Here is a 12029-nt window from a genome sequence, read left to right on the forward strand (position 1 = left end):
TGTTCTGGAGAACTCCATGAAACCTGTTCGTTTAAAATTCCTGACAGCATTGCTGATGTTTGCGGTATTCCTGGCCGGATGCTCCGGAGAAGCCGAAAAAGTTGCCGAAAAGCCCGCACCGGTGCATATCGAATCCGGCGATGAGTGCCACGTATGCGGCATGGCGATAACCCGCTTCCCCGGGCCTAAAGGCGAAGTCATTACCGAGAAAGAGCAGACCGTCCACAAATTCTGCTCCACCCGGGATATGTTCGCCTGGGCACTGCAGCCAGAAAACGTCATGCGTAAGCACACTCTGTACGTTCACGACATGAGCCAGACCGAATGGGCCAGCCCGGATGATGCGGCTCTGATTGACGCCCGTGACGCGGTTTACGTGGCTGGCTCAGAGCGTAAAGGTGCTATGGGCCAGACACTGGCATCGTTCTCCACCCAATCGGCTGCCCATGATTTCATGATGGAGCATGGTGGCGAGGTTTTGCAGTATGACGCAATCACCCTGGAACATCTCAATACCGAGATGCCCGCTGGTGATATGCACGGTGGTATGCAGCACTAGGGCCGGACTTTTCTCCAGAGAGCCCGCCCGACAATCCGCACCTTGTCCCGAGTCGCCATGCGGCCAAGGTTTGTTTTCACAACGCCTTTGGTGAAGCGTGTCGATTTGGAATAATCAATGCGCACGTCTACCAGCACGGGCCGGCCGGCCGCCGATTTCTGGAGAGCGATCTCTATGCTCTCAGAAATATTCGGGTTCCCGACAAGGGAAACGAACTCAACGCCACAGGCCTTGGCAAAAGCCTCATAGTCCACTGTGCCAAGCACAGTACAGGTTTTCTGGTTGTAGGGGATTTGCTGCGCCTGGGCAATCTGTGAGAGCTCGCCGTCGTTGAATACGAAAATCATCACCCCGACTTGCAGGCGTGCAGCCGTTACCAGTTCCATACCGGTCATCAGCAATGCGCCGTCGCCTACAATGCCTACTACCTGACGCTTGGGGTTTGCCAGCTTGGCGCCGATAGCGCCGGGGACACAGTACCCCATGGCGTTGAAGTCACTGGGAGACATGTAATTCCGGGCACCCAGTATGGGCATGAGCTCGGCCACCAAAAACGTATGGTTGCCATCGTCAGCGACAATAATCGCGTCGTCGTTCAGGCGCTCACGCAGGTGGCTGAAAAACAGTTCCGGGTTTACCCGATCGCCGCTGTCGTAGTCCCGCCATTCTTTTTTGTAGGCGGCTTTGTCATTGGCAATCTGCTCGCGAATGCCGGTATTGGATGCAGAGGGTTTGAGCGCTTTTACCGCTTCCAGGAGCGCTGGCACGGTCACTCTCGCGTCCCCCTCAATGGTATGGCTGGCAGGGTAGTTGGCGCTGAACACCTCGGGATTAATGTCCAGGTGAATCAGACATTCCGGCGGGTTGATGCCATAGCTTCCTGTGGGGATTTCCGAGAATCGTGTTCCGATCGCCAGCAGGCAATCTATCTGGGCAAAGGCATTGTTGGCTGCCGGCACGGCATAGTCACCCATGCCCATTCCTGTATGCAGCGGATGATTGCCCGGGAAGGCGCTAAGCCCTTGAAGGGTTGTTGACACAGGTGCATCCAGCAGCTCTGCCAGTTCAATCAGATCGGCCTGGGCATCAACTGAACCCCAGCCCGCAAAAATCCCCGGTTGGTTTGCCTGTACCAATGCCTCTGCGGCAGCGTCAATCAGTGACTGCTCGGGCTGCTTTGGCGCGCGCTGTGACTGGTAAAGAGGCATGTCGTCCACATCGCCCAGAAAGTTGCTGATGTTGACCGGGATTTCAATAAAGACCGGGCCCGGCTCGCCAGCCATTGCCAGGTCATAGGCTTCGTAAAGCGTCGGAATGATTTCCCGGTGGCTGGCAATGCGCCAGGTTTTCTTGGTGATCGGCTTGAGCACGGTGTGCTGATCCATCTCATGGAGTTGGTAGCGGTGCCCGGATTGCGAATGAATCCCGCCGGAAATAATCAGCATGGGTATGCCGTCGATTCCGGCTTCGCCGATGCCGCTGGCGGCATGAGTAACGCCCGCAGCCGGCACAATCAGCAGGGTGCCCAGTTCCGCACCGGTGCGGCTTATTGCATCAGCCATGAATGCACCACCACACTCATGGGTAACAAGCGTCGGCTCGATGCTCTCAGAACGGTTCAGCTCATCATAGATTTCTGTGGTGTGCACACCTGGAATGCCAAACGTGTGGCGTATGCCGAGTTGCTCCAGTGCGTGACGAACGAGGGTAGCGCCGGTCTTCTTCATGGATATATCCTGAAAATTATTATTGTGGTTGTGCGGTGATTATTGCAGGGCGGTGGTTCATTGCGCTGCAGCTTTAAAGCTTGCCGGCGATGCTTTGAGCGGCCCGCCGGCCATTGAGAATACAATTGGATAAAAATGTACCTTCCAGAGACCTTATTCCGGAGATGCCTCCACCACCAAACCCGGTAGCCTCGCCCGCAGCGTAAAGCCCGGGAATGGACTCACCAGCCGCGTCGAGAACACGGGACTGGGTGTCTGTTTGCATGCCACCCATACTTTTTCTACTGATCAGTTGTTCACGAATGGCAATCAGTGGGCCTGCGGCCGGGTCGATTATGGGCTGCAGGTTGCAGGTTCGAAAACGGTCCGGCAGCCAGTTCCGTAGCTGAACGAGCCGTCGTATCTGGTCGTCATTTTGCAGCTTTTTACCCCGGGCTATGTTGCTGTCGTAGGCACGTATATCGCGAATCATATCTTTGGCGCGGACCTCGTTGTTGCCGGCGGCCTCATTCATCTTTGCCGCCAGCTCTTCGGGAGTATTTGCACTGACAACATCCGGGCATTGTTTTATTAGCCAATCCATAAGTGCCGGGTCGCCACCGCGCAAGGTGTTCCAGACCACGCGAAGCAGTTTGCCATCACGGAAGTCCGGATTGGTATCGGTGCCGGACACAGCTAGCTCCCGCACAGCAATCCGGTAGTTCATAACCTGCCAGGAAATCTGTCCGGGCAGGTTTCCGATTTGTTTGCAGAGATCGTGTGTATCGAAGCCGGTAATCAACGGCATGGGGCCAATTCGACGGCCATGTTGATCCAGCCACAGCGCCGAGCGAGGCGGTATCAGACTGAGGCCATGGTCAGAAAAGGCGGGCTCCGGGTGGCGAACGCCCGCAGCGTAATTCCACATCTGGTTGAGGTTGACGACCTGGCCGCCGGCTCTGGCAACTTCATCGTGCATAGCACCGTCGGCATCCGGGCTGGAACCGCTGAGCAGGTTTGCAGGGGCCGGGCCGTAACAGGGATCCCAGTGTTGGCGTACTTTGTCCAGGTTACCGTTGATCCCTCCGGTACAGACCACCGTGTGAGTAGCGGAAACAGAAAAAGCCCGGCTGCCTGGTTCGTTGTCATTGCCCGTAATGACGCCCTCGCAACCGGTGATCTTTCCATCGCTCAGACACAGAGTGCTCACACGATGGCCGCTGAGAAAGGTGAGCTGTTCAAGGTTCGGGTGGGATTCCAATTGTTGTAATAGTGTTTGCACCACGCCTCGGCCACAGCCCCAGGCAATATGATATCGGGGCACACTGTTGCCGTTGCCGTAAAGGCCACGCTCAACCCACTGCACGGAAGGAAAAAAGCGGATGCCGCGCTGCTTCAGCCAGTCGTAGATCATTGGCCGGTTCTGTTCCGCATAGAGCTCAGCCCAGCGTTTGGGCCAATGGTCGTCGTCACTGAAGCAGGCCGCATTGTGCCAGTCAGTCAGCAGTAATTCCGGGGAGTCTTTTATCTTGTTGCGTGCTTGCTCAGCTGTGTTGCTCAGCAACATGCCGCCAAACGCTTCGTTAGCCTGGCCCCCGGGTTTGCCATCCGGCGCGCCATCCAGCAACACAACCGGCACGTTGAGGTCGAGCAACTCCAGTGCCGTTGCAATTCCGGCCAGGCCGGCACCAATCACGACGACTTCACTGTTGTAGGTATGCATGGCTCGTTATCAGCTCATTCTTATTGTTAGTTGATCCAAGAGCTTAATGCTTAACGATAAATCAAACCAGTGCCATGAGGGGTGTCAAAGGTTGGAGAATTGCCGGGGGTTAGCCCCCGGTCATATTCATGAAGCGAAGAATCTGAACATCGCCATTGGTGGAGAAGTGATGGCGCTCAGGCTTCAGGTCCATGGAGTCAATAATGGTTTGCCGGAGTTTGTCATCGTTTACCGGGTAGCCGCGCAGAACCCGCCGAAGATCGACAGAGTGCTCGTTCCCAAGGCAAAGCAACAGTCTGCCTTCAACCGTTACGCGCACCCGGTTGCAGGTGGCGCAAAAATTGTGGGAGTGGGGCGAAATAAAGCCCACCTTGATAGGGCTGTCAGACATCCGGTAGTAACGGGCCGGGCCGCCGGAGTCTTCCGGTGTCGGGATCAGCTCATGGTGCTGGCGGACGATGTCACGCACTTCATCACTGGTGCACAGCGCCTGCCCGCGATCGTGCGCGGAAATGGTACCCAGAGGCATTTCTTCAATAAAGGTAATGTCGACGTTTTTCTTCCGTGCAAACTCGATCAGATCCGGAACTTCGTGATCATTCCCGCCTTTCATCACCACGGTGTTCAGTTTAATGCCGTCAAACCCGGCTTCACGGGCAGCATCTAGGCCTTCCAGCACCCGCGACAGTTTTCCGGTACGGGTGATGCTCGCGAACTTGATTGGGTCCAGTGAGTCGAGGCTGATATTCAGGCGTTTCAGGCCAGCTTTGCGCAGTGGCTCTGCCATGGTGGGCAACTGGCTACCATTGGTGGTCATGGCGAAATCACGCAAGCCGTAGGTTCCGATTTCCCGGACAAGCTCAATAATGTCTTTGCGCACCAGCGGCTCACCACCGGTAAGACGAATTTTTTCGGTACCCAGAGACACAAAGGTTTTGGCTAGCCGGGCGATTTCTTCAAGCGTGAGGACCTGTTGCCGGGGCAGGAACGTCATTTCTTCCGCCATGCAGTATACGCAGCGAAAATCGCAGCGATCGGTAACGGACAGGCGCACGTAATTGACGGTCCGACCAAAGCGGTCTGTCAGCTTGCTCTGTGACATCGGTTTCTTTCCTGTAACTGCTGAAAGCGCGTTTACGGATTGATAATGAAACGAGTATCGCAGAATCAACTGGTGAATCCGATACCCCTCGCGGGGTAAGTCTCGCGATTCTCTTTGGCGGTCGCCGTTTTTGTCAGGGGCTCGTAAAACTTTGCAGAGAGTGGTTGATTTTTGATCTAAACATAGCTATAAAATATATCTTATCGGGCGAAAGAATAAATCCTACGATCGTTGTACTGGAGGATAAGATGGAAAAACTGCTGTTTCGTGCAAATAGTGCGATAGTTTGGTCGCTACTTGGACTGATTGCCACGATTTTGATGGCGTACCCCCTTGCCGGGCGCTTTCCGATGATGATTCAGGTGCTGGCTCATATTGGCACGCTGTTATTTGCGGTAGGTATCAAGATTTCCTACGTCGCCAGGCTCGTGTTTTTAAGTCGCCTTGGAAGACCTGTTCACTGATTAGCGGTAGAATGAATGCTGGATTGAACAGCGCTGAGGTACAGGCTATGGCCGCGCAACCCGGTAAAACCGGTTTTAGAATTCTTGCGTATATATCCATAGGGCTCGCTGCTATCGGTGTGGTGCTGCCTTTGTTGCCAACGACGCCATTTGTTCTGCTTGCCGCGTTTTTTGCCAGCAAAGGTTCCCCTGCATTTGCGCGCTGGCTTGAGGGGCATCCTTCGTTCGGGCCAGCCATCAGAGACTGGCGTCGTAATCGGGTTATCCCGTTAACGGCGAAGGTGCTGGCATGCAGCATGATGATCCTGAGTTGGGGCCTTCTTTTATTTTTGGGCGCCGCAGGAATGGTACTGGCTGTTTCGGGCACTTTTATGGTTTGCGTCGCAAGTTATATCGTTACCCGTCCATCGTACTGACCGCCATGATTGAACAACCGGAGTGTTAAATGCACATTACCCGCTACACTGATTACTCGCTGCGTGTACTGATCTATCTGGCGCAGCAGGGTGATCGGTTAACGACGATTCAAGAGATCGCCGACAGCTATGACATTTCCAAAAACCACCTGATGAAGGTGGTGCACCAGCTCAACAAGAAGGGCTATATCGAAACAGTCCGCGGAAAAAAAGGCGGAATGCGTCTACACATGGAGCCCGAAAGTATCAATGTGGGTATCCTGGTGCGCGAAACAGAGCATGACCTCAGTATCGTAGAATGTTACTCCGACAAAAACGCCTGCAAAATCACTCCGGTTTGTGGGCTCAAGCCCATGTTCGGTGAAGCCTTGCACGCGTTTCTTGCGGTGCTCGACAAGTACACCCTGAAAGATGTCATGAAGGATCAGTACAAGCCGCAGTTATTAAGACTGCTTCAGATCGCCTGATTGCCTTCATGTTCCTGCCTGGCTCAGGCCGGTTGACTCGTAAGTTTCATGCGCAGCCGGTCGGGCAATGAATAGGTCAGTATTCTTTTCACCACACTCGCGTACTGATGCTTGAAGCTGCCGGTGTTGTAGCCTATGCCGTGCTTGCGACATACTGCCTGAACTTTTTCGGAAATCTCCGGGTAACGGTGTGCGGGCAGGTCCGGGAAAACATGGTGTTCGATCTGATAACTCAGATGCCCGCTGAGCAGGTGGACCCATTTGCTGCCGGTGAAGTTTGAAGAGCCGGTTAGCTGGCGCAAATACCAGTGGCCTTTGCTTTCATTCTCGCAGTCTTTTGCCTCGAACGTTTCTGCATCCTGAGTGAAGTGGCCGCAGAAAATTACCGTGGATGACCAAAGGTTGCGCATCAGGTTGGCGCTGAGATTCCCTGCCAGCACGATGGGTGCCACCGGCAGGGTGACAAGCGGGAAGAATACATAGTCTTTGAACGCCTGGCGCCCACCTTTGCGCACGAAATCCCTCAGAAACGGGAGTTTGTCACGCAGGCGGATTTCCCTGCTGCGTATCCGCTCGAACTCCAGCTCATGCAAGCTCACACCCCACTGGAAAAACACGCTCAGCAGGATGTAGTTGAAAAACTGCAGAATGTGGGCCGGGTGCCATTTTTCGTCATCACTCAGGCGCAACAGAGCGTAGCCGTAGTCCCGATCTTTGCCGATGATGTTGGTGTAGGTGTGGTGTTCGTAATTGTGCGTGCGGCGCCAGGAATCAGACGAACACGCGGTGTCCCATTCGTAGGTCTGTGAGTGCAGGCTGGGGTCGTTCATCCAGTCATATTGGCCATGCATCACGTTATGGCCAATTTCCATGTTCTCTATGATCTTTGACAGGCCCAGCGAGAAAGTTGCTGCTACAAAAACCGGAGGGATAAAACCGAACGGCATCATGACCCGACCTCCCACTTCAAGTGCGCGGTGCAACCGGATTACCCTGCGTATGTAATTGGCGTCCCGCTCTCCCAGATCTGCAAGAACGTCATCGCGAATGGTGTTGAGATCTTGCGCCAGTTCCTGGAGCTGGTCTTCGGTCAGCTGTTTCATGCTTTGCTCCTTAAACGTCGATGGTTACAGGGCCATGGGGAATGGATATACAAAGCTGAACGCTTTCTTCCCCTGGCCCGGAGGTTTGGCCGGTGAGCCGGTTGATCACTGTGCCGCTTGTCTTGCGGCAGCTGCATTGATGGCAAATGCCCATGCGGCAGCCGTGTCGTGGCCTAAGGCCCGACGCCTCAGCTATTTCCAGTAAGCTGGCATCGCCCTCGGAGCTGGCTTGCAGATTGCTCTTTTCAAATTGCACTTTGCCGCCCAGAGCCTGGTTTTCCAGATCGGCGCTCAGCGCCGGAGCTGCCGTAGAAAAAAAGGTGCTGTGGATATCCTGTTCACGAACCCCCTGCTTGCGTAACAGCTCGTTGGCCAGATCCATTAGCCCCATTGGACCGCACAGGAAGATCTGCCTGGCTTTAAGCCCGGGTACGGCTTCAAGATCCTGGCTTTTCAAATAGCGGGGTTTGTCGCTTTCATCGGTAGCGATGATGCTCAGAGTCAGAGCGCCGTAGCGGCTTTCAAGGGCCTTTAGTTGCTCGGCCGCTATGATGTCTTTATGAGTGCGCACGAAATAGAGCAGGGTGACTGGGGCCCGGAAGTCCTGGGCGACCATGGTTTCCAAATGGCTCAAAACGGGCGTAATCCCGCTGCCGCCTGCAATAAAGAGCACAGGGTGTGGCGGCTGCGGCAGCAAAAAATCACCGAATGCTTCTCCCAGACCAATGACCGTGCCACAACCCAATTTATCGTGCAGCCAGTTTGTTACGAGGCCGCCCGGCAGTCGCTTGATGGTCAGCGTGACCAGCCCCTGTTGAGCCCAGAGTTCGGGCGAGCTTGACAGGCTGAAGGTGCGTGAGCGCAGAACCCCGTTTACTTCAACGCTGATGTTTATGTGCTGCCCCGCTTGAAATCCCGCCCATCGTGCAACAGGTTTCAGAACAAATGTTCGCGTATCAGGGGTTTCCTGAATCACTTGTTCGATGCGCGCGGGCGTGTGGCCCTGCACCAACATGGGGCTTATTTGTTCCAGAAGCGGATCGAAGAACGCAGCAGGATCATTCCGGTTGAAAAGCTGCTTTCCAAGCCAGTGCAACGCTTTTGTCTGAGTGTTTTTTGCCAGCATGATGTTTTCCCCTTATGCGGCCTGATCAAATGTGTACACTTGTGCACATATTGTGTACGACTGTACACATGGGCATTTCCAGGCACAATGGGGATGGTTTTTTTGGCATTAAATGACAAGCATCCGATACTATAAACCTTTCGGATGTGTACACTTGTAGTCCTGTTTAAATGATTAATGCGGTATGGGCAGGCGATGTCGGAACGAAGAAAACGCAAACCCGGTGAAACCCGTGAGAAGCTGATGAATGCACCGCTGACGCTGGTTGGGAAGGGACGGCATTTTGCCAGCTTGGGCATTCGTGAGGTGACTCGCCAGGCGGGCGTCGTGCCCACGTCATTTTATCGGCACTTCCGCAATATGGACGACCTTGGGCTTCAGTTGGTTGACGAACTCGGGCTGGTCTTACGGCGAATGATGCGAGAGGCACGCGAGAACGTACTGCAGGCGGACAAGCTTATTGACGAGTCTGTGGGCATTTTTATCAGCCACGCTCAGGCCAACCGCAGTTTCTTCCTGTTCATGGCGCAGGGGCTTGCCGGCGAGAGTCGGGCTATACAGGAAGGTATTCGCAGTGAAATGCGCTATTTCGCCAGTGAGTTGGCGAACGATTTGAGACGGCTAAAACTGGCTGATCACCTTACCGACGGGGATCTGGAGATGACCTGCGATCTGGTGGTTCGCAGCGTTGCTTTCAGCCTGACGGATTTGCTGGGTGTTTCAGCCGATGACGAGTATCAGGTAGAGCAAATAAGGAAGCGGACAACCCGCTTCCTTCAGCTCATCTTTGTCGGTGCGCAGCACTGGGATAACCGGAGGCCGTGAAAGCTGAGCCGCCGGCCTCAGGCCTTACCGTTTTTGTTCGCCGCCGCCTTTTTGGGCTTTGGTTTGGCCTTGGGTTTGGGTGGAAGAATCAGCTTCTCCAGGTCGTCCAGAGCTTCTCCGGTATACACCGCCAGTTTCTGCATGCTGGGTAAGGTGTCCCGGCAGCCGGTGTATCCGAAATTCAATGATCCCGCATAGCTCAGGCAGGTAATGTTGAGTGCGCCGCCGTGGGCAATCAACGAAACCGGGTACATGGCCTCCAGTCTGGCACCCTCGTAGTAAAGTGTTTCCTGAGGGCCCGGAACATTGGAAATGGTTACGTTGAATACAGGGCGCATTCGCCCGCCGAGGCCTGACATAAGTTGCAGGATGTAAGGCGACATCAACAGCATGGTGTACTGATTGAGGGCACTTTTCGGCAGTTTCTGCAGGTGCTCTTTGGCGCGGCGCGTAGAGGATTTGATGTTCTGCAGGCGGGTAAGGGGGTCCGCCTCGTTGGTTGCAAGAGAGGCGATCATGAAGCTGATCTGGGTGCCTGTGCCTTCATCATCCGCCGGCCGGATATTGACTGGAATTCCCGCCGTCAGAGGGGTATCCGGAAGATCGTCCTGCTCAAGCAAAAAGCGCCTCAGTGCTGTACCGCACAAATAAAGCACAATGTCGTTCAGTGATGAACCAGACGCTTGGGCCAGGCCTTTGATGCGGTCGAGCTGGTAGTGCTGTGTGGCAAATCGGCGCTGGCCGGTTACGCGATGATTGATCTTCGAAACTGGCCCTTTGAAGGGTGGGGTCAGGCCATCTTCCGGGTGGCGCGCTGAGTGCACGAGTCGGGTGCCCGCCCGCCAGAGGGTCGGGGCCATATCGGCCTGCAATTTGAGTGCGTCGAGGGCCTGAGAGAAGGCCGCAGGAATGCTCGCTTCCGCATCGCTTTTGTTGCCCCGCCGACGTTCTGGCCTCATCGACCAGGGTGGCAACATGTCCCGCTCTTTTGGATCGGTGCTAAGCACCCGTTGCAGCAGGCGCACGCCGCTGATGCCATCAATCATTGAATGATGCATCTTGGTATAGAGCGCAAAACGGTTATTCTCAAGCCCCTCAATAACGTGGCACTCCCAGAGCGGGCGAGCGAAGTCGAGAGGGTTGGAATGCAGCCTGGAGACCAGAATACCGAGTTCCCTTTCACCACCCGGTTTGGGCAATGCAGAATGACGCACGTGGTAATCCAGGTCGATATCCTTGTCGACTTTCCAGGACGGAGCCAACAGCCGACCCAGAAAACCAGACCATGCCAGCTTGTAACACCAGGGCGGAGCTATGTCCCCGGTTGCTTTCATGCTGTCGACCATATCGCGCAGAAAAGTATCGGGGGCGCCTTCCGGCAATGAAAAAATCTGCATGTTGCCCACATGCATCGGCGTGTCTTCAGATTCTACGGCGAGCCATGAGGCATCCAGTGTTCCCAGGCGTTTCATTCCTTATGCACCCCTGCCCGAGTCGGGCTTGACAGAAAGTCTTTTAATTGTTGACTGCAAGTATACTTGTTACTTCCTTTGCAGACGATCTTCGATGTAAAAAAAATGGAAGCCGTCTGCTTGTGCTACTTTCAGTAGAATGAGTTAATAAAAACAAAGACATCCGGAGGCACTATGGAATCCAGCCCGCTAATCTCGGCAGGACTGCCGATCGCACTGTTTATTATCATGATCGGTATTGGCATGACGCTGACTGTTCGCGATTTTCGTCAGGTAGCGGTTTATCCCAAAGGTATGATTGTTGGCACCGTGGCTCAGATTCTTCTGATGCCTCTGGTCGCGTTTGCTCTGGCCTCTGCGCTGTCGGTCCCGCCGGCGATTGCGGTTGGCCTGGTGATCATCGCCGCCTGCCCCGGCGGCACAACCTCAAACCTCTTCGTACTGCTTGCGCGGGGTAATATTGCGCTTTCTATTGTACTGACCGTCAGCGCCAGCCTGATCACCATTCTAACGTTGCCGCTGATTGCCAACGTCGCCCTGCAGTTCTATATGGGCACCGAAGAGAACATTGTGCTGCCGGTGTGGAAAACCATCGGCATGCTGATCGGGATCGTGCTCTTCCCGGTGACGATAGGCATGGCAGTGCGTGCCCGCAAACCCGAGGTAGCGCGTAAGGCCGAGAGCATTGTCAGTGTGTTCGGCGGTGTTGTGCTCGCCCTCCTGATTTTTGCACTTGTTTATGGAGTACGGGATCAGATTTGGGAGCTGCTGAAGCAGGCGGGGCCGGCAACGATTTTGCTGAACGCTGCGGGTATTTTTATAGGCCTGCTTGCGGGGCGGGTCACTGGGCTGACACAGAGAGAGTCGCTTGCCGTAGCCGTAGAACTGGGTGTCAAAAACGGTACGATTGCCCTTATGGTGACGCTGACGCTGCTGGAATCCAGTTCCATGTCCATACCTGCGGCCGTATACGGGGTTCTGATGTTTCCAATCGGGTTCTTGCTGGCCATGTATGGGCGGCGCATGATTCCCAGTGCCAGCCCTGGCATCAAGTAAGGATAGGACT

The 12029-nt window shown here is 54.8% G+C and carries 12 protein-coding genes; 6 read left to right on the forward strand and 6 right to left on the reverse strand.

Annotation, left to right across the window (positions count from 1 at the left end; genetic code table 11):
• Positions 1 to 16: 16 nt before the first annotated feature.
• Complete coding sequence (locus FFI90_RS11130) at positions 17 to 559, forward strand: nitrous oxide reductase accessory protein NosL (RefSeq protein WP_144778066.1); 543 nt, start codon at positions 17 to 19, stop codon at positions 557 to 559.
• On the opposite strand, the gene FFI90_RS11135 is transcribed toward FFI90_RS11130, so the two are convergent.
• The 3 genes from FFI90_RS11135 to moaA form a co-directional block, all read right to left on the reverse strand.
• Positions 556 to 2286, reverse strand: coding sequence for a thiamine pyrophosphate-binding protein (locus FFI90_RS11135; RefSeq protein ID WP_144778067.1), 1731 nt, complete (start codon positions 2284 to 2286; stop codon positions 556 to 558). The two genes, FFI90_RS11130 and FFI90_RS11135, sit on opposite strands and share 4 nt — an antisense overlap.
• Positions 2287 to 2359: 73 nt before the next feature.
• Entirely contained in the window at positions 2360 to 3988 is a 1629-nt protein-coding gene (locus FFI90_RS11140; protein ID WP_144778068.1) for an FAD-binding dehydrogenase, read from the reverse strand.
• Positions 3989 to 4097: 109 nt separating this feature from the next.
• Positions 4098 to 5090, reverse strand: a complete 993-nt coding sequence (gene moaA / locus FFI90_RS11145; protein WP_144778069.1) for a GTP 3',8-cyclase MoaA — start codon at positions 5088 to 5090, stop codon at positions 4098 to 4100.
• A 248-nt stretch (positions 5091 to 5338) separates the two neighbouring features.
• On the opposite strand from moaA, the gene FFI90_RS11150 reads away from it, so the two are divergent.
• From FFI90_RS11150 to FFI90_RS11160, 3 genes are read left to right on the forward strand one after another with little or no spacing between them, the layout of a single operon-like run.
• Complete coding sequence (locus tag FFI90_RS11150) at positions 5339 to 5554, forward strand: hypothetical protein (RefSeq protein ID WP_144778070.1); 216 nt, start codon at positions 5339 to 5341, stop codon at positions 5552 to 5554.
• Positions 5555 to 5601: 47 nt separating this feature from the next.
• Positions 5602 to 5970, forward strand: coding sequence for a YbaN family protein (locus FFI90_RS11155; protein WP_144778071.1), 369 nt, complete (start codon positions 5602 to 5604; stop codon positions 5968 to 5970).
• Between the two features lie 29 nt (positions 5971 to 5999).
• The gene (locus FFI90_RS11160; protein ID WP_144778072.1) at positions 6000 to 6437 is read left to right on the forward strand and encodes an RrF2 family transcriptional regulator; all 438 of its coding nucleotides are present in this window, start codon (positions 6000 to 6002) and stop codon (positions 6435 to 6437) included.
• 23 nt (positions 6438 to 6460) lie between these two features.
• On the opposite strand, the gene FFI90_RS11165 is transcribed toward FFI90_RS11160, so the two are convergent.
• Positions 6461 to 7540 (reverse strand): fatty acid desaturase family protein, encoded by a 1080-nt coding sequence (locus FFI90_RS11165; protein ID WP_144778073.1) that lies wholly within the window; start codon positions 7538 to 7540, stop codon positions 6461 to 6463.
• Positions 7541 to 7550: 10 nt separating this feature from the next.
• The gene (locus tag FFI90_RS11170) at positions 7551 to 8666 is read right to left on the reverse strand and encodes a ferredoxin reductase (protein ID WP_144778074.1); all 1116 of its coding nucleotides are present in this window, start codon (positions 8664 to 8666) and stop codon (positions 7551 to 7553) included.
• Positions 8667 to 8861: 195 nt separating this feature from the next.
• On the opposite strand from FFI90_RS11170, the gene FFI90_RS11175 reads away from it, so the two are divergent.
• Positions 8862 to 9491 carry a TetR family transcriptional regulator gene (locus FFI90_RS11175; RefSeq protein WP_144778075.1) on the forward strand — a complete coding sequence of 210 codons (630 nt, stop codon included), beginning with the start codon at positions 8862 to 8864 and terminating at the stop codon, positions 9489 to 9491.
• 17 nt (positions 9492 to 9508) lie between these two features.
• Here the strand turns inward: FFI90_RS11175 and FFI90_RS11180 are convergent, their stop codons facing one another.
• Positions 9509 to 10963: a WS/DGAT/MGAT family O-acyltransferase gene (locus tag FFI90_RS11180; protein WP_144778076.1), complete on the reverse strand. Its 1455-nt coding sequence runs from the start codon at positions 10961 to 10963 to the stop codon at positions 9509 to 9511.
• Positions 10964 to 11137: 174 nt separating this feature from the next.
• Between FFI90_RS11180 and FFI90_RS11185 the strand changes: the two genes are divergently transcribed.
• Positions 11138 to 12019: a bile acid:sodium symporter family protein gene (locus FFI90_RS11185; protein WP_144778077.1), complete on the forward strand. Its 882-nt coding sequence runs from the start codon at positions 11138 to 11140 to the stop codon at positions 12017 to 12019.
• Positions 12020 to 12029 lie beyond the last annotated feature (10 nt).

Origin of the sequence: Marinobacter maritimus, assembly GCF_007671675.1 — a bacterium.
Lineage (GTDB): Bacteria > Pseudomonadota > Gammaproteobacteria > Pseudomonadales > Oleiphilaceae > Marinobacter > Marinobacter maritimus.